The following is a 15,261-nucleotide window of genomic DNA, read 5'->3' on the forward strand; positions in this document are numbered from 1 at the left end:
AGTTCGATTTGCCTCTCGATCCGGGCGGTGATTTTCCCTACATGGTGCTGATGCAGGACGCGTCCGACAGAAATTCGCCGAGTGCCGATGCGGAGATCGCCGATCAGGCGATCGAGGGCTCCGGCGTGGGCGGGTCGCTACCGGAGGCGCATCTGCCGTCTGGCGGGGCATCGGCCGCCTATGTGCGCTGGGGCATCGGCGCCTCGATCCTGTTGCATGTGCTGGTGGTGACGGCGCTGCTCGTCGACCTGCCGCAGCCGACGCAGAGCCCGCCTACGGAGGAGACGGTGTCGGTGGAGATCGTTCCACCGCCGGAGCCGGAGCCCGAACAGGTGCCCGAACCCGAAAAGGTGCCCGAGGCGCAGCCGGAGCCCCCGCCGGAACCGCTGAAGATTCCCGAATTCGACAAGCCGGAAGAGGCCGAGAAGCCGCCGGAGCCGGAACAGCCGCCGCAGCCTGAGACGCCACCGGAGCCTCCGAAGCAGGAGGAGGCGGCACCACCACCTCCTCCTCCTCCTCCGCCACCACCACCACCACCACCGGAGACCGCGGAGCAGGAGCAGGCTAAGCCGCAATCCGAGCCCGGCGCACCGATCCCCACTCTGCAGCCGGTGTTCAAGTTCGGCGATAAGAACCAGGGACCGGAGCAGGCGGCGGACGGCGACAGTGCGCAGACCGGTGCGCCGGACGCCGAAGAGGCCAAGCCGGACGAGACGCAGCCCGACGAGCCGAAGCCCGAAGAGGCCAAGCCGGACGACGTGAAGCCGGACGCGGTCAAGCCGGAAGAAACACCGGCTAAACAGCCGCCGGCGGAAGACGCAAAGCCTGCCGAGCAGGATGTCGCGGATGCTGCCCCGCCGCCGCCGCCGGGCGACGTGACGCAGCCGCCGGATGCCCCTAATGATGCAGCACCGGATGCAGTGGCGGGTGGTGGGCAGGAAGCCACGACGCCCGCGCCAGCCGCGCCGGAAGTGCTTGCGGTTCTGCCGAGGGCGGATGCCGCCGATCCACAGGCGGTGCCGCCACCTGCCGAGGAGGGAGCCGGCGAGGGAGCGGGCGATGGAGTGGAAGGGCCGCCGGCCAGCGTCACGCCAACGCCGCGCCCCGCAGCGCCGCCGGCTGCTGCTGCACCGGCACTCAAGGAGGCCAAGCGTCTCTATTCGGCGTCTGCCACCGGCGACATGACGGCGATGACGGCGATGGGCAACATACCGCGCGGCGCCCGCGCCGGCCAGTTGTGCGGTACGGAGCTTCAGGCCCAGCTGCGCAATAACGCGCCGCGCTACATGCCGGAACTCATCCCGGCCTATACGCTGGGAGCCGGCAGCACCTCGCTCGATGTGCGGCGCGGCGCATTTCGTGCCGGCGGCGTCTGGTACGATGTCAGCTTCCGCTGCACTGTCGACAAGGACGCAACCACCGTGACAAGCTTCTCGTTCGCGGTCGGCGGCGCCGTGCCGCGCAGCGAGTGGCGCAAGCGCCGGTTTCCGGAACTCTGACCGGATGGTCCGCCACTGAGAGGCAGGAGGAATATATGCCGCAGAAGATCATCAGCCTGTCGACGCGCGGGCAGGGGCTCTACGAGTTCACGGCGCAGGCGGCGGATTTCATCGACGCCTGCGGCTTCAGCGAGGGCCTGCTGACGCTCTTCGTCCGCCACACCTCCTGCTCGCTGATCGTGCAGGAGAATGCCGATCCGGACGTGCAGCGCGATCTCAAGGGCTTTTTCGCCCGGCTGGTGCCGCCAAGCGACGATCCATCGATGACGTGGATGATCCACACCGCCGAGGGCCCGGACGACATGCCGGCGCATGTGAAATCGGCACTGACGACGGTGTCCATCGGTATCCCGGTCACGGGCGGCCGGCTGGCGCTCGGCACCTGGCAGGGGATCTACCTGTTCGAGCATCGCGACCGGCCGCACCGCCGCGAAGTGGTCATGCATCTGTCGCCGTGAGGCCCGCAAACGGCCTTCTTGAATGAACGCCGGGTGAATGGCGAATTTGGTGGCCATTCAGATCCGCCGCCCTAGATTGCCTCCATCGCCACCAAGGCGAACCAAACATTTGGAGGGAATATCCATGCAACAGTTTCTCGCAAAGACCGGTCTTGCCGCGCTGATCGCCCTATCCGGCATTGCTGCACCGCTTGCCACCGCTTCGGCTGCCGACAATGGCCTGGTCATCCAGGCACAGTACCGCGGTGACGACTATCGCGGCCGTCCGCGTCACCGCGACGTCTGCTCGCCAGGTCTTGCCGAGGAGAAGGCTTCGCGCATGGGCCTTCGCCGTGCCCGCGTGGTCGACGTCAACCGTCGCGTCGTCGTCGTGTCCGGTTTCGACCGCCGTGGTCCGGATCGGATGGTTTTCGCCAACGAGCGTGGCTGCCCGGTTATCCGCCGCTAGTCCTCTCTGCCTCAGAGAACCTCGTCCCTTCGGTCTGTCGCCTGGCGCCGGACCGAAGGGACGGAATATGGAAAGACGCCGCCTGTGCCGTGACCCGGCCAGGCGGCGTTTCGTTATGTCAGCGGCCGATCTCGAAGCGCATCTCGACGGCGACCGTATAAGTGTTCTCGCCGCCGGCAACCGGCACGCCGTCGGCCTCCTTGGCCATGGCCATGCGCATCATCGGCATCGGCTCGGGACGCTGGCTGTTCTCCTCGATCGATACGATCTGGCCGAGCGGCACGCCGGCGGCGTCGGCAAGTGTCTTCGCCTTGGCCATCGCATCGGCCACCGCATTGCGGCGCGCCTCGTCCGTCACCTTGGCGGTATCGGCATTGGTGAAGCTGATCTGGCCGCCCTGGTTGACGCCGAGCTTGACCGAGCGGTCGAGGATGGCGCCGAGCTTCTGGAGGTCGCGCACCCGCACCGTCAGCCCGTTGGTGACCTGGTAGCCTTCGATCTTCGGCGCTTCGGTGTTGCCCTGCCGGTTGGGATCGGGCTGGCTGTAGCGCGGGAAGATCGAAAACTCGCTGGTCTGCACGTCGCGCTCGGCGATGCCATCCTCCTTCAGCGCCGCCAGCACCTCGCGCAGCGCCGCATTGTTGGCGGCAAGCGCTGCATCCGCGGTATCGGCCATGCGCGTCACGGCAAGCGTCAGCATCGCCATGTCGGGAGCGACCGCGGCGCGGCCTTCGCCGGTGACCCGAAGGGTAGGGGCAGGCTGGCCTGGATGCATCGGTCCACCGGCGGGAGCCGGATGGCCGGGCGGCGGTGGCGGTGCCTGGGCGAAGGCTGCCGCCGGCGCGACGAGGGCGGCCGACAGGATCAGCGCTGCCAGCGGGCCGGTGTTCGAGCGGGGCAGGGAGAGGGAAAAGTTGAACGTCATGAAGGTCCTCCGCGGCGTATGTGGTTATGCCCGGACGGCGTCCGGGACCGTTTTGGTGCCGCATGGAGACCTGCCCGCAGATTGTGAAGCCAATGCGGCGACGGCTTGTGGATGGCAACGATTTGCGTTAGAGCCGAACCGCCGGAGAGACCATTGCCTCCGGCACCTTCGTCGACGACGAAAGGGCCTGTAGCTCAATGGTTAGAGCCGGCGGCTCATAACCGCTTGGTTGGGAGTTCGAGTCTCTCCAGGCCCACCAAATTCGGACTACGCGCTGAGACCTCGTTCGAACAGCGCAGCTTCCGCCTCGCGTCTAAGCGCCACGCCTCGGGCTCTGGGGTTATCTTTCCATATCCAGGTCATATCCCTCAGCTTCTGCGGAATCTCCTTGAAACTCTGAGCGGCCATCAGCGCCTTGATGTCCCGCATCTCTCGCCGCGTATCGCGCGTGTCGTTGTTCAGGCTGGTTGCGGTGCCCCGATTGAAGACGAGCGACACAAGTGCACCACGGCAGTCCTCGTGAAGCGTCGAAAGGTTAGGAAGAAATTTCTCCGTTTGGGCGACGAAAATCGGTAGAAGAACCGTGGAGAACTGCTTGTTGGCAGCATCCCAATCAATCCGCACCCTGGTGACGCTGTCAAGCGAACGTTGCGCATTCGGCCCCTTCAGGCCGCACACGGATGCCAGAGTTTCGATCGCAAACGGATGGATGAGATCTTTCCATTCCGCCTGAAAGTCGGCCCTCGATACATAACCAAGGTCATAGCCGAAGCCGACAGTCACACCCGATTCTCCACCTGGCCAGATCGGCTTTTCAAGCTCCCGGTCGTACTTCGCTTTGTTCGTGACCTCATAGTAGATGATCAGGTCTTGCGCGGCGCGAGAGATTTTCAGCTCTGAAGGTGCCAGACGCGGCGGGCGCCTCGCTGCGCTGACCATACAGGTGGTCGTTCCGTCGTTGACGACGTTGATGCATGTCACACCGTCGTCCTCCAGGGCGAAGTCACGAAACGTGATCGCTTGGTCGATTAGCGCCGGATCCGACTGCAGCGTCGCCCAGATCTCGTTGAAACGATCTGCCTGTGCCGCGCCCGGGCGGGGTATCGCCCATCCGATCCCGCCGATCGCAGCCATGGTAATGAAGTGCCTTCTGCGCATCAAAGCTCCTCCTAGGTTGCTGGCCGTTGTTTTGCCCAATCGGATCCCCGATATACTCCTTCAGCCATGGTCATTTTTTGATCGTGCGCGTCCTTGTAGCCCTCATAGACTGCCTCTTGTCGCTGCTCCTTCGTCCCGTGGTCGCCGCCTGCGAGATTGCCCAGCGTTTCGAGAAAGTCATAGGCAGGATAGCTTGGGATTTGCAGCTTCTTCTGCCCTGCAAAGAAGCCGGCCATGTAGTCGGCGTACTGCTCAGCTCTCAGAGGCTGGGTTTCGTTGGGATTAAGTTCCTTCATCAGGTTCAGTTTGTAGCTGACGATGTGCCCGAATTCATGTGCGCATACCGCAAGCACCGCAGCGCCGGGATCCCGGTACCGCATAAGGTCTTTCAGCATGTTCTGACCGAAAATTATGTTGCCATCGCTACTCTCTCCGTCGCGCTTGTGGGGGGTCGCTATCGCGTTCGGTTGCCCGAAGGCGGAATCATCGAAAAAGCCGAAGCTAGGCGAAACGGAAAAAGTAGTCCGCAACGATTTGAGAGCAAAGACAAGGGCGCGATCAAGGTCGCTGTCTCCGGAATCCGGCTTTATCACTATGGAGAGGGCAGGGCCTGAGAAGGAAAACTGCTTGAACGTTCTCTTCAGAACGGCCGTCGGATCAACTGCGAAGCAGCCGATCGTCTGTTGGGCGCAAGCGCAGCCGACCCTAAGACCATAGGCTCCGAGAAACGCTCCCGTGCCGACTGCCAGCTTCCTGCGTGTCATGACCGCTTTCATTGGCACATCGTCCCCCATTTTGCCGCGCAGTCGGAATCTGCGCCCGAAATGACTGCCGTTTGGTTGGTCGGTATGCCAACTGGGCTGGTGCCAGCGGCCCCCGTAGGGCCGTCTTGGATAGTAGGGGCTGGCGACGCTGGCGACGCTGCAACGAAGGTGAGGTACTCGACCTTTCCGGTGTAATTGCTGAACCCGATGAACCAGTCGACGAGAAACCCGGACTGGTGCGTCACGCGAACGGTAAAAATCGGCCCGGCTGGCAACTGTTCAACATCTTCAACCTGCATGTTCGTTACCGAGCCCGCAGCCGTGATCTGCTGATAGCATCCCATGCCGCCGGTCTGCATGAAAATCGTCTGATACAGCTGGGGGCCAAGTATCTGATAAGCATGCGGAGGTCCGCAGGTACGAAAGGCGTTGATCAGCCTCCGCAAGATCGGCTTTGGGTCGGTGTTCGTACTGTATTGTTGCGATCTAGCTTCAGGCGTCCACAAATTCGTCAGCATGATCGAACATACTACTGTATATACAAATCCATTGCGTCTCATCATTACCTCCCCTGTCAAAGGCGGAGGATATCAAACATCAAATAGAGCTGCATTTAGATTCTGATGCAGACCTGTACTTCGATAGCTCTACGCGGGATCTAATCCAATCCCGCATGACCGCCTGGATATACCCGACCTCCGCATCCACGCCCTCCGCAACTCGTTTCTATAGACGAATGCTGGGTTTCGGTAAGACCGGTCGCGGTCGATACTAGCCTGTGGCTTCACCGTCTTGTTTATTGAGACACACAAGGCTGGATGATTGCCCGCGATCCCAGACAAACAGTCATTACTGCCCACCACCCCACCCCACCCCACCCACCCCCACCACCCCTCAAAAATCTCTGTGGCTTCATCACGCCGGCTCTTCCGCCGGCGTCCGTCGGGCGGCAAAAGGGGGGATGGCCAAGCTCTATTTCCACTACGCGACGATGAATGCCGGCAAGTCGACCATGCTGCTGCAGGCCTCCTACAATTACCAGGAGCGCGGCATGCGCACGGTGATCTTTACCGCCGGGCTGGACAACCGCGCCGGCAAGGGGCAGGTGGCGTCGCGCATCGGGCTTGCCTCGGATGCCATTCCCTTCGGTCCTGACGACGATCTCTTCTCGTCGATCGTCGAGATGCACGCGGCCGAGCCGATCACCTGCGTCTTCGTCGACGAGGCGCAGTTCCTGTCTTCCGACCAGGTCTGGCAGCTGGCGCGCATCAGCGACAGCGTCGGCATTCCGGTCATGGCCTACGGCCTGCGCACGGATTTCCAGGGAAAGCTGTTTCCCGGCTCGCAGGAGCTGCTGGCAATCGCCGACGAGCTGCGCGAAGTGCGCACCATCTGCTTCTGCGGCCGCAAGGCGACAATGGTGGTGCGGGTCGATGCGGAGGGCGAGGTCATCCATCAGGGCGCCCAGGTCGAGGTCGGTGGAAACGACAAATACGTGTCGCTCTGCCGCCGGCACTGGGCCGAGAAGATGCGCTGCGACTGAGGCGTCGAGCGCCCGGGTCACGATGTTTGTCGCTCACCGGGGCATGGGCGCTTCAGGCAGCCTTGGGCGCCACCGATGGCTCCGGCATCATCCGCGCCAGCTGAGAAAACGCCGCTCGATCTGGCCGATGACGAAGTTGACGATGAGGCCCATGACCGACAGGATCGTCACGCCGGCAAACAGCTTTTCCAGATCATAGAGCGAGCCGGCCTCCAGGATGTAGGAGCCGACGCCATACTGGGCACCGAGCATTTCGGCGGCAACCAGCAGGATGATGGCGATCGACACAGAGACGCGCAGCCCCGAAAGGATCGCCGGGAAGGCGCCGGGCAGGACGATCTTGCGGACGATCGACCACCAGCTGAGGCCGAAGCTCTGCCCCATGCGGATCAGCGACCGGTCGACATTGTCGACTGCGCCGTAGGTGGCGACCACCGTCGGCGTGAAGGTGCCGAAGGCGATGAGCGCGTATTTCGACATCTCGTCAATGCCGAACCAGATGACGAAAAGCGGCAGGAGGGCGATCTTCGGGATCGGGAAGAGTGCCGCGACGAGCGGAACAAGGCCCGCCCGGACGTAGCTGAACAGGCCGATCAGCACGCCGAGCGAAATGCCGGCAGCGATGCCCAGCGACCCGCCGACGAGCAGGCGCTGCAGCGACGGCAGGAGATGGCGCCACAGGCCTCCGGTCTGCCAGAGCTGCACCAGCGTTTCGAGCACGGCCGACGGGCGCGGCAGCGTCAGATTGGAGATGATGCCGGTGCGGGTGCCGATTTCGGCGACGATGATCAGCGCAACGAAGACGAGGATCGCCATGCCGCGTACCGGGATCGGCGAAAAGCCGCCGCCGCGAAACGGCACCCGTATGTTGTCTGCGCCGTCTCGGCTCGTCGTCGTGCCGGCGGTGGCAGGGGCGAGGGGGATCGTTTGCGCATCAGACATCGGCAAGTTCCTTGTCGGCAGCCATCGCTTCCTCGCGCATCAGGTCCCAGAGCTGCTTCTGCTTTTCCTCGAGACGCGTGTCGCCGAGATGCCGGTCGGCGAGCGGGATGTCGATGTCGACGATCTCGCGCACCCGCCCCGGGCGGCGGGAGAGGACGATCACCCGGTGGCCGAGGCGCACCGCCTCGTTCAGATTGTGGGTGACGTAGACGGAGGTGAACGGCTGGCGGGTCCACAGCGAGACGAGGTCGTCCATCAGCAGTTCGCGGGTCTGCGCGTCGAGCGCCGAAAGCGGCTCGTCCATCAGCATCACGGCCGGGCGGACGGCAAGCGCCCGGCTGATCGCGACGCGCTGACGCATGCCGCCCGACAGCTGCTTCGGCAGCGCGTTGCGAAAATCACTCAACCGCGTGCGCTCCAGAACATCGGTGACGATCGCATCCATCTCGCGCCGCGGCAGCCGGTGATCTTCGAGCACCAGCCGGATATTGCCGTCCACCGTTCGCCACGGCAGCAGGGCGAAATGCTGAAAGACGTAGGTGAGGGGATTGAGACAGTCCGCCGGCGGCTCTCCCACCTGCAGGACTTCGCCACGGTCCGGCCGCTCCAGGCCGCCCAGAAAGCGCAGGAGCGTGGACTTGCCGCAGCCCGAGGGCCCAACGAGACAGACGATCTGTCCCTGCGGGATCTCCAGCGAGATGTCGCGCAGAACCTCCACCGCGCCGTAGTGGTGGCTGACATTGTTCAGTTTCAGGTCCATCGGGCCTCCTGAGCGCCGGCCGCGCGGCCGGCGGAAATGTCCGCAAATCCGATCAGATCGTCTTCACATAGGACGTGTCGAACAGCTGCTCGTTGGTGATGGCATCCTTGACCATGCCTTCCGACTTGAACCATTCCAGCTGTTCGACGCAGCTGCCGAGCGACAGCGCCAGACCCTTGTTGATGCGCATCGCGCCTTCCATCAGGTTCTGCCGTGCAACGTCCTCCGGGCTGTCCTTCTCGACGTATTTGTGGACGAGCTTCGCCAGCGTGTTGCGTTCGGCTTCGTCGCTCGTCTTGTCGACGAAGGCGGCATTGTAGTCGTCGATGGCGCGAGAATAGGCGGCGATGAAGGATTGCGTCAGGGCGCGCTCGTCCCTGGCGTTCTTCGTCGAGGTGAAGGCGGTGGTCACCTGGTAGTTCGGCGCGTAGTCAGCGACCATGCCGATCTTGCGGGCGGCACCTTCGCGGATCATCTTGTTGGCGACGTTGGCCTGGATCGCCCAGGCGTCGATCTGGCCGGTCGACAGCGCGCCGACGATGGCGCCGAGCTTCTGCAGCGGGCGCAGCTGGATGTCGGCAAGATCGATATTGTTGGCGGCAGCGATCTTATGGGCCATGAAGTGGAAGGATGAACCGGCGGTGGTGATGCCGAAGCTCTTGCCGGCCAGCTTCGACGGATCGGTAAGGCCAGCCTCATAGGCCTTGTTGGACGCAAGGATCACGGCGCCGGCAACGCCCTTCTCTTCGATCAGTGCGCCGCCGACGACCTTGACGGCATCCTTCTGCGCCAGGCTGATCAGGCCGCCGCTCATGGCGGTGACGCCGAATTCCGCATCGCCGGAGGCAATGGCGACGGCCATCGGCTGCGCTGCCTCGAAGAACTTCATTTCGATGTCGAGGCCGGCCTCCTTGAAGTAGCCGCGCTCGAAAGCGATGAAGCTCGGCGCATGGCTTGCAAGATTGAGGACGGCGAGGTTGCGGGTGGCGGCGCGGGCCGGGATGCCGAGCGCGAAAGCCGCACCGGCAGCGCCCAGCGTCAGCAGTGTCTGACGGCGAGTGAAATGCAATGTCATGGGTGTCTCCTCCTAGATCGGGCACCTGACGGCACCTCACCTGTCACTGCCATTCAATCTCGCTGATGACAACGATTAATCAGGCGTGGAACCGGGTGAGACTGAGTTTCGGCGTGTGATGCGACGACTTGAAAGGGCCACATTGGTGAGCTAGCAGTCATATCATCACGAGCGCGCCCCGAACCGGCATCTATGCCCTGAGGCGAACCCCGAGACGGTTACGCCTCCCGCTTCATCGGATGGCAGTCCAGCAGACCCGTCGAACGCGCCCTCAGTCTTTCCATCATCCATCAAGGAGAAGGCCGGAACCCGGCCTCATCGATTTCATGAACAATTCCCAGAGATCCAGCAGACAGTCCGGCACGCGCGCGGACGGTCGCAGCAGTCATTCATCCAGCCGTCGGTCGGGAAGCGACCGGCAGACCTACGAGCACTACCTGGCGCTTGCGCGCGAAAAGAGCTCTGCCGGCGAACGCATCGAGGCGGAGAATTATTACCAGCACGCCGAACACTATTTTCGCCTCATGGCGGCGCCTGCTCCGCGCACGCCGGTGGCCTGAGGGATGTTCGGCGACCTGCAGATCTATCACTACTTCCTGTTGTTCCTCGCCGTCGACCTGGTGATCCTCGGTCTCTGGGGCTGCCGGCTGATGTGGACCAAGCTCAAGAAGACGTCGCCTGATCGCCGGGTCTGACACGACGCATCCTTTTGCGCCGCTGCCCGTTCAGGCGAGGAGCTGTGCTCTTCAGGCGCGCTGGAAATGCTGCGCTTCAACCTTGGGAGATCGATGATGAGCGGAGACCCGATCCAATTTAGCGCAAGCTCGAACGGCGACCGATGGCTGCTGGAGCGCGGCACGACGCCGGGCGAGGACACGGTCATTCACCGCGCCAATCCGCCATCCGGCGGCATGGAGACGCGGCTCGACGTCAAGAGCTTCCTCGAGATTACCGGCGATCGGCCGGAAGCTGCGGCCCTCAGGGATTTACTGGGAAAGAACGCCGGCGACGAAGAGGCGCAGCCCGCGCCGATCGAGCCGACGGTCGAGGCTGGATCGCCCAGCACGTCGCCCTGGGCGAAGACGCCCGGCAAGACCGGCCCCTGACGCGAGGCCGGCGGGATTGCTCAGGCCGCCACGGCACGCGTCGAGGCTTCGCGGAACGAGACGAGCTTGCCGGCCTTCTCGTCCCACAACGCCAACCGCACACACTGAATGCTCTGCCACAGCGTGATGCGACCGATGCCGGCAAGTTCCGGATGGTCGACGAGCACTTCCGGCAGGCGATAGCCTGGAATGCGGCTCGACAGGTGGTGGATGTGGTGGACGCCGATATTGCCGGTGAGCCAGCGCAGCACCGGCGGAAGATCGTAATGCGACGCGCCATGCAGCGCGGCCTGCGGGAACTGCCATTCCTCCGAGGTCGACCAGTGGGTCTCCTCGAACTGGTGCTGGACGTAGAACAGCCAGACGCCGGCGGCGCCTGCGAGCAGGACTGTCGGCAGATGCACGAGGATGAAGGGCACCAGACCGACGGCCCAGATCATCAGCACCGTCAGGACGGCAACCGCCAGATTGGTGGCCATGGTCGAGACCCAGGGCAGGCGGCCGGAGCGCATCATGCCGAAGGGCAGGCGCTGCTTGAACAGGAACAGCCAGGCGGGCCCGATGCCGAACATCACCAGCGGGTGCCGGTAGAGACGGTAGCCAAGCCGGCCGGACCAGGAGCGGCTGCGATATTCCTCGACCGTCAGCGTGGTAATGTCGCCGACGCCGCGCTCATCCAGATTACCGGCCGTGGCGTGGTGGCTGGCATGCGCCTTGCGCCAGTAATCATAAGGGGTCAGCGTGAAGACGCCGATGACGCGGCCGGTCCAGTCATCGAGGCGGCGACGGGCAAAGAACGAGCCGTGACCGCAATCGTGCTGGATCATGAACAGCCGCAGCAGGAAGGCGGAGGCCGGCAGGATCAGGATCAGCCCGGGCCAGAAGCCGTAGTAGACGGAGATGCAGGCGCCGGCCCAGAAGGCGACGAACGGCAGAACGGTGACGGCGAGCTCGAAGGCGCTGCGGCCGAACCGGGGCTGACGGTATTTCGACAGGATCTTCAGCCATGCGGCTGCGGTGTCCTGCTGTGGTGCCTTCGTGGTGGCTGCATCGGCAGTCATAAAACGTCTTCCTTGTTCAGCCTCTGGCGTCGCGTCCGAAACATGTTCGTCGGCGGGCAGGGCACATCCGTGCGGCGTAGCGACATCGACACCGTCACTGGCCGCCGGGGTAATTCGTCCGGCTCTGCATCCTGCTTCGCCGGCAGCGTGGGCAATATCATGTTTCGAGGCTTTTTCAGCCGACATTCCGGCGTCTATGCCGTCTTGCCGCTGCGGATTTCATCGTCGTCACATGCATGCTCGAAAGCTGGTCCCAGCTGCAGGCTTTCAGATGACTGCGCGATAGAACCCGATCAACTGTCTGGTTTGATTGAGCCATTCGGCCTGCATTGATGGCGGCACACGACAGGCGCCCATAAAGCACCCATGGACGCATCCGCTGCTTTGACGTTGACGGGAGAACATGACCGCGCCAGCGGCGCCATTTACACGTAAATTCAATGGTTTCAGTTAGATGATATGAGTGCGCTTGTCAAGTTTTGTCCGGGCCTCGTGGGCCATCACGCCTTGCGTGCAGCCGCGGCGTGAGGTCGCAGCTGTCCTGCCTGCCTGACGGCCAGCGCCCGATCCTGGTGGTCAGCTGCCAGCCACCATGTCCCTGATCCGCTTTGCCAGCAGGTCGTAGTCGTAGGGCTTGGTGATCAGGCTCGCCTTTTCCAAGGCTTCCGATCCCGGCACATGCATGTCGCCGGTGGCGAAGATCACCGGCAGGTCCGGATGCACCTCGCGTACCCTGTGCAGAAGATCAAGACCGTTCATGTCCGGAAGGTGGACATCAGTGACCAGGATGTCGATTGCCGCACCGTCCATGGCCTCAAGCGCTTCGCCACCGGTCCCGGCTTCGACGACGGTGAAGCCAAAATCCTGCAGGTAATCGGCCGTCGAGATGCGAATGAGCGCCTCGTCCTCGCAGAACAGGACGCGGATCGAGCTGGGCACTGGAGGGGTGGGGGACTGTTCGCCGGCACCTGTGCCATTGAGCGCCGCCCGTTCTCGCGCCCGGTCGAGCAGCGAGCGGATCTTGCGCGCCAACGTCTCGCGCGCATAGGGCTTGCTCAACAGGTTGACGCCGGGATCCAGGCGGCCGCCATGGACGATCGAATTTTCCGTGTAGCCCGACGTGAACAGCACCTCGATATCGGGCCGCCGTTCCTTGGCCTTGCGGGCGAGTTCACTGCTCTTCAGGCGACCGGGCATCACGACGTCGGTGAACAGCAGGTCGATCTGCACGCCGCTCTCGATGATCGCCAGGCCGCTGTCGGCGTCGCGGGCCTTCAGCACCTTGTAGCCGAGATCCAGCAGCAGGCTGACGGTGATGTCGCGGACCGCATCGTCGTCCTCGACGACGAGGATGGTTTCGCTGCCGCCGGTCACCTGGCCGCCGACGTCTTCGGTCAGTACGTCCTCGCTCTGCATAGAGCGGGGCAGGTAGATGCGCACAGTCGTGCCGCTGCCGGGTTCGCTGTAGATGTTGATGTGACCGCCGGACTGCTTGACGAAGCCGTAGACCATGGAAAGGCCGAGGCCGGTTCCCTTGCCCTCCGGCTTGGTGGTGAAGAAGGGATCGAAGGCGCGCGCCAGGATATCGGCAGGCATACCGCAGCCGGTGTCGCTGACTGCCAGCATGACATATTGGCCTGCTTCGACGTCGAAGGCATTCTGCGCATAATGGTCGTCGAGATAGGCGTTGCCGAGCTCAATGGTCAGGCGACCGTGGCCGTCCATCGCGTCGCGGGCGTTGATCGCAAGGTTCAGAAGCGCATTCTCGACGTTCGACGGATCGACCTGGGTGTTCCACAGCCCACCGCCGACGATCGTATCGATCTCGATTGCCTCGCCGAGGCTGCGGCGCATCAGATGGTCCATCTCGCGCACCAGGCGCCCGAGATTGATGACCTTGGGCGCCAACGGCTGGCGACGACCGAAGGACAGCAGCTGCGATGCCAGGCGCGCGCCGCGGGTCGCGCCGGCAAGCGCGCTGTTCAACCGCCGCTCGGCAGCCTCGTTGCCGCCGATGTCGCGGGCCAGCAGCTGCAGATTGCCGGTGATGACCTGAAGCAGATTGTTGAAGTCGTGGGCGATGCCGCCTGCCAGATTGCCGATCGCTTCCATCTTCTGGCTCTGGCGGAGCACTTCCTGGGTCTTCAGCAGTTCGGCTGTGCGCTCTTCCACACGGCTCTCGAGAGTGGTCGCCAGGCTTTCCAGCCGGCTCTCGGTCTTCTTCTGATCCTCGATGTCGGTGTTGGTGCCGACCCAGCGGACGATCTGGCTGTCGGCATTGCGGATCGGTACGGCGCGGGTAATGAACCAGCGGTAGTTGCCGTCATGACCGCGCAGGCGCAGCTCCGACTGGAAGTTTTCGCCCGATGCCAGTGTCGCACGCCACAGCCCGCGGATGCGGTCGCTTTCGGTCGGCGGCAGCAGCACGGCAAAGCTTTCCGGCACGGCAGCCTCGTTTAGCCATCCCGCATAGCTGAGCATTGCCGGATTGCACCATTCCAGCACACCTTGGGCGGTCGCAGTCCAGACATGGTCGGGCATCGACTGGGCAAGCGTGCGGAACCGGTCCTCGCTCTCGCGGGCGGCCTCCTGCGCGCGCTTCAGCTGCGTGACGTCGTGACCCTGGACGAAGATGCCGCTGACATTGCCCGACTGGTCGCGCAGCGGCTGGTAGATGAAATCTAGGAACCGCTCTTCGGCGTCGTCCACCTTCGTCGGCTTCAGGCTGATCCGCGCTCCAAACGCACTGTAGGACTCGCCTGTCCGATAGACCTTGTCGAGAAGCTCGTAGAAACCCTGTCCGACGAGGTCGGGAAGGGCATCGCGAACCGTCCGGCCGCTCAGGCCGCCGCGCCCGACGACAGTCTCGTAGGCGGCATTGGTGATTTCGAAGATATGTTCGGGGCCATGCAGAACAGCCATGAAGCCGGGTGCCTGCTCGAACAGGCTGCGCAGGTATTCACGTTCTTCACCCAGCGCCAGGTTTTCGCCCTGCACGGCATCGGCCCGGCGCATCACGTCGGTCTGGATCTGGAAGGTCGCCTCGGGATTGGCCTGGCGCAGCAGATGCAGTTCGGTCACGTCGACCGTGTGCTGGAGGAGCAGCCGCACGTCACCGGTATCGTCCTTGATCGGAGTGTGGGTCGCACTCCAGTAACGCTCGGCCAGGCTGCCGTCGGGGCGTGCGATCGGGTAGGTAATCAGCGGCAGGTGATCCACCTGACCGGTGCGGAACACTTTCGCCAGCGATTGACGCAGCATCTTCCCATGCACGGAATCGGGATCGCTGGGGAACACGTCGAACATGTTCCGGCCGATGATCGATTCGCGACCCTGCATAGTGACGGCGAGGTAGGCGTCGTTGACACCCAGCATCGTGAAGTCCTGGTCCAGGATCACGTATGGGTTGGGTGACACGATGAAAAGTTGGTCTAGATCGAGCCCCGAAAGTCCCGTACGCCGAAACATGTGCAAAAAACCCCGCCGCACCCGTAATTCACGGAGGTTATAGGAGTTTTTCCG

At 63.4% G+C, this 15,261-nt stretch carries 16 protein-coding genes and 1 tRNA gene; 8 read left to right on the top strand and 9 right to left on the bottom strand.

The window, feature by feature from the left end; genetic code table 11:
• The first annotated feature begins 8 nt into the window (after positions 1-8).
• From ACR65N_RS10450 to ACR65N_RS10460, 3 genes are all read left to right on the top strand, one after another.
• A complete protein-coding gene (locus tag ACR65N_RS10450; protein ID WP_440456950.1) occupies positions 9-1,499 on the top strand; it encodes a DUF930 domain-containing protein in 1,491 nt (496 codons plus the stop codon).
• A 35-nt stretch (positions 1,500-1,534) separates the two neighbouring features.
• Positions 1,535-1,957: a secondary thiamine-phosphate synthase enzyme YjbQ gene (locus ACR65N_RS10455; RefSeq protein ID WP_440456951.1), complete on the top strand. Its 423-nt coding sequence runs from the start codon at positions 1,535-1,537 to the stop codon at positions 1,955-1,957.
• Between the two features lie 124 nt (positions 1,958-2,081).
• Positions 2,082-2,405, top strand: a complete 324-nt coding sequence (locus ACR65N_RS10460) for a hypothetical protein (protein ID WP_440456952.1) — start codon at positions 2,082-2,084, stop codon at positions 2,403-2,405.
• A gap of 118 nt (positions 2,406-2,523) precedes the next feature.
• On the opposite strand, the gene ACR65N_RS10465 is transcribed toward ACR65N_RS10460, so the two are convergent.
• Complete coding sequence (locus ACR65N_RS10465; protein WP_440456953.1) at positions 2,524-3,330, bottom strand: SIMPL domain-containing protein; 807 nt, start codon at positions 3,328-3,330, stop codon at positions 2,524-2,526.
• Positions 3,331-3,513: 183 nt separating this feature from the next.
• Here ACR65N_RS10465 and ACR65N_RS10470 point away from each other — a divergent pair.
• Positions 3,514-3,589: transfer RNA gene (locus ACR65N_RS10470), tRNA-Ile, on the top strand.
• 8 nt (positions 3,590-3,597) lie between these two features.
• On the opposite strand, the gene ACR65N_RS10475 is transcribed toward ACR65N_RS10470, so the two are convergent.
• Genes ACR65N_RS10475 through ACR65N_RS10485 form a run of 3 tightly spaced genes read right to left on the bottom strand, consistent with a single transcriptional unit; the run spans position 3,598 to position 5,815 of the window.
• On the bottom strand, positions 3,598-4,464 hold the full coding sequence (locus tag ACR65N_RS10475; RefSeq protein WP_440456954.1) for a hypothetical protein: 867 nt from the start codon (positions 4,462-4,464) through the stop codon (positions 3,598-3,600).
• A 35-nt stretch (positions 4,465-4,499) separates the two neighbouring features.
• On the bottom strand, positions 4,500-5,264 hold the full coding sequence (locus ACR65N_RS10480; RefSeq protein WP_440456955.1) for a hypothetical protein: 765 nt from the start codon (positions 5,262-5,264) through the stop codon (positions 4,500-4,502).
• Positions 5,261-5,815, bottom strand: a complete 555-nt coding sequence (locus tag ACR65N_RS10485) for a hypothetical protein (RefSeq protein ID WP_440456956.1) — start codon at positions 5,813-5,815, stop codon at positions 5,261-5,263. Before ACR65N_RS10485 ends, ACR65N_RS10480 begins: the two co-directional genes overlap by 4 nt.
• A 398-nt stretch (positions 5,816-6,213) precedes the next feature.
• Here ACR65N_RS10485 and ACR65N_RS10490 point away from each other — a divergent pair, with 398 nt between their 5' ends.
• Positions 6,214-6,795 carry a thymidine kinase gene (locus tag ACR65N_RS10490; RefSeq protein ID WP_440456957.1) on the top strand — a complete coding sequence of 194 codons (582 nt, stop codon included), beginning with the start codon at positions 6,214-6,216 and terminating at the stop codon, positions 6,793-6,795.
• Between the two features lie 87 nt (positions 6,796-6,882).
• Here ACR65N_RS10490 and ACR65N_RS10495 read toward each other — a convergent pair whose 3' ends face one another.
• The 3 genes from ACR65N_RS10495 to ACR65N_RS10505 all read right to left on the bottom strand — a co-directional run bounded on the left by ACR65N_RS10495 (position 6,883) and on the right by ACR65N_RS10505 (position 9,572).
• A complete protein-coding gene (locus tag ACR65N_RS10495) occupies positions 6,883-7,611 on the bottom strand; it encodes an ABC transporter permease (RefSeq protein ID WP_440457317.1) in 729 nt (242 codons plus the stop codon).
• Positions 7,612-7,729: 118 nt separating this feature from the next.
• On the bottom strand, positions 7,730-8,497 hold the full coding sequence (locus ACR65N_RS10500) for an ABC transporter ATP-binding protein (RefSeq protein WP_440456958.1): 768 nt from the start codon (positions 8,495-8,497) through the stop codon (positions 7,730-7,732).
• Between the two features lie 52 nt (positions 8,498-8,549).
• Positions 8,550-9,572, bottom strand: coding sequence for an ABC transporter substrate-binding protein (locus tag ACR65N_RS10505; RefSeq protein ID WP_440456959.1), 1,023 nt, complete (start codon positions 9,570-9,572; stop codon positions 8,550-8,552).
• Between the two features lie 326 nt (positions 9,573-9,898).
• On the opposite strand from ACR65N_RS10505, the gene ACR65N_RS10510 reads away from it, so the two are divergent.
• From ACR65N_RS10510 to ACR65N_RS10520, 3 genes are all read left to right on the top strand, one after another.
• Entirely contained in the window at positions 9,899-10,132 is a 234-nt protein-coding gene (locus tag ACR65N_RS10510) for a DUF4167 domain-containing protein (protein ID WP_440456960.1), read from the top strand.
• A gap of 3 nt (positions 10,133-10,135) precedes the next feature.
• Positions 10,136-10,267: a hypothetical protein gene (locus ACR65N_RS10515; protein ID WP_440456961.1), complete on the top strand. Its 132-nt coding sequence runs from the start codon at positions 10,136-10,138 to the stop codon at positions 10,265-10,267.
• A 93-nt stretch (positions 10,268-10,360) separates the two neighbouring features.
• Positions 10,361-10,678 (top strand): hypothetical protein, encoded by a 318-nt coding sequence (locus ACR65N_RS10520; protein WP_440456962.1) that lies wholly within the window; start codon positions 10,361-10,363, stop codon positions 10,676-10,678.
• A gap of 20 nt (positions 10,679-10,698) precedes the next feature.
• Here ACR65N_RS10520 and ACR65N_RS10525 read toward each other — a convergent pair whose 3' ends face one another.
• On the bottom strand, positions 10,699-11,739 hold the full coding sequence (locus tag ACR65N_RS10525; protein WP_430304059.1) for a fatty acid desaturase: 1,041 nt from the start codon (positions 11,737-11,739) through the stop codon (positions 10,699-10,701).
• 576 nt (positions 11,740-12,315) lie between these two features.
• Positions 12,316-15,207 carry a hybrid sensor histidine kinase/response regulator gene (locus ACR65N_RS10530; protein ID WP_440456963.1) on the bottom strand — a complete coding sequence of 964 codons (2,892 nt, stop codon included), beginning with the start codon at positions 15,205-15,207 and terminating at the stop codon, positions 12,316-12,318.
• Between the last annotated feature and the right edge of the window lie 54 nt (positions 15,208-15,261).

The sequence above is a fragment of the Rhizobium sp. SAFR-030 genome, assembly GCF_059415005.1.

Excerpts from the sequence above, each read along its gene's own strand:
- ACR65N_RS10520 (WP_440456962.1), top strand. The coding sequence starts at position 10,361 with ATGATGAGCGGAGACCCGATCCAATTTAGCGCAAGCTCGAACGGCGAC.
- ACR65N_RS10490 (WP_440456957.1), top strand. The coding sequence starts at position 6,214 with ATGGCCAAGCTCTATTTCCACTACGCGACGATGAATGCCGGCAAGTCG.
- ACR65N_RS10475 (WP_440456954.1), bottom strand. The coding sequence starts at position 4,464 with ATGGCTGCGATCGGCGGGATCGGATGGGCGATACCCCGCCCGGGCGCG.
- ACR65N_RS10465 (WP_440456953.1), bottom strand. The coding sequence starts at position 3,330 with ATGACGTTCAACTTTTCCCTCTCCCTGCCCCGCTCGAACACCGGCCCG.
- ACR65N_RS10495 (WP_440457317.1), bottom strand. The coding sequence starts at position 7,611 with ATGGCGATCCTCGTCTTCGTTGCGCTGATCATCGTCGCCGAAATCGGC.
- ACR65N_RS10505 (WP_440456959.1), bottom strand. The coding sequence starts at position 9,572 with ATGACATTGCATTTCACTCGCCGTCAGACACTGCTGACGCTGGGCGCT.
- ACR65N_RS10530 (WP_440456963.1), bottom strand. The coding sequence starts at position 15,207 with ATGTTTCGGCGTACGGGACTTTCGGGGCTCGATCTAGACCAACTTTTC.
- ACR65N_RS10455 (WP_440456951.1), top strand. The coding sequence starts at position 1,535 with ATGCCGCAGAAGATCATCAGCCTGTCGACGCGCGGGCAGGGGCTCTAC.
- ACR65N_RS10500 (WP_440456958.1), bottom strand. The coding sequence starts at position 8,497 with ATGGACCTGAAACTGAACAATGTCAGCCACCACTACGGCGCGGTGGAG.
- ACR65N_RS10525 (WP_430304059.1), bottom strand. The coding sequence starts at position 11,739 with ATGACTGCCGATGCAGCCACCACGAAGGCACCACAGCAGGACACCGCA.
- ACR65N_RS10460 (WP_440456952.1), top strand. The coding sequence starts at position 2,082 with ATGCAACAGTTTCTCGCAAAGACCGGTCTTGCCGCGCTGATCGCCCTA.
- ACR65N_RS10480 (WP_440456955.1), bottom strand. The coding sequence starts at position 5,264 with ATGAAAGCGGTCATGACACGCAGGAAGCTGGCAGTCGGCACGGGAGCG.
- ACR65N_RS10510 (WP_440456960.1), top strand. The coding sequence starts at position 9,899 with ATGAACAATTCCCAGAGATCCAGCAGACAGTCCGGCACGCGCGCGGAC.
- ACR65N_RS10485 (WP_440456956.1), bottom strand. The coding sequence starts at position 5,815 with ATGATGAGACGCAATGGATTTGTATATACAGTAGTATGTTCGATCATG.
- ACR65N_RS10515 (WP_440456961.1), top strand. The coding sequence starts at position 10,136 with ATGTTCGGCGACCTGCAGATCTATCACTACTTCCTGTTGTTCCTCGCC.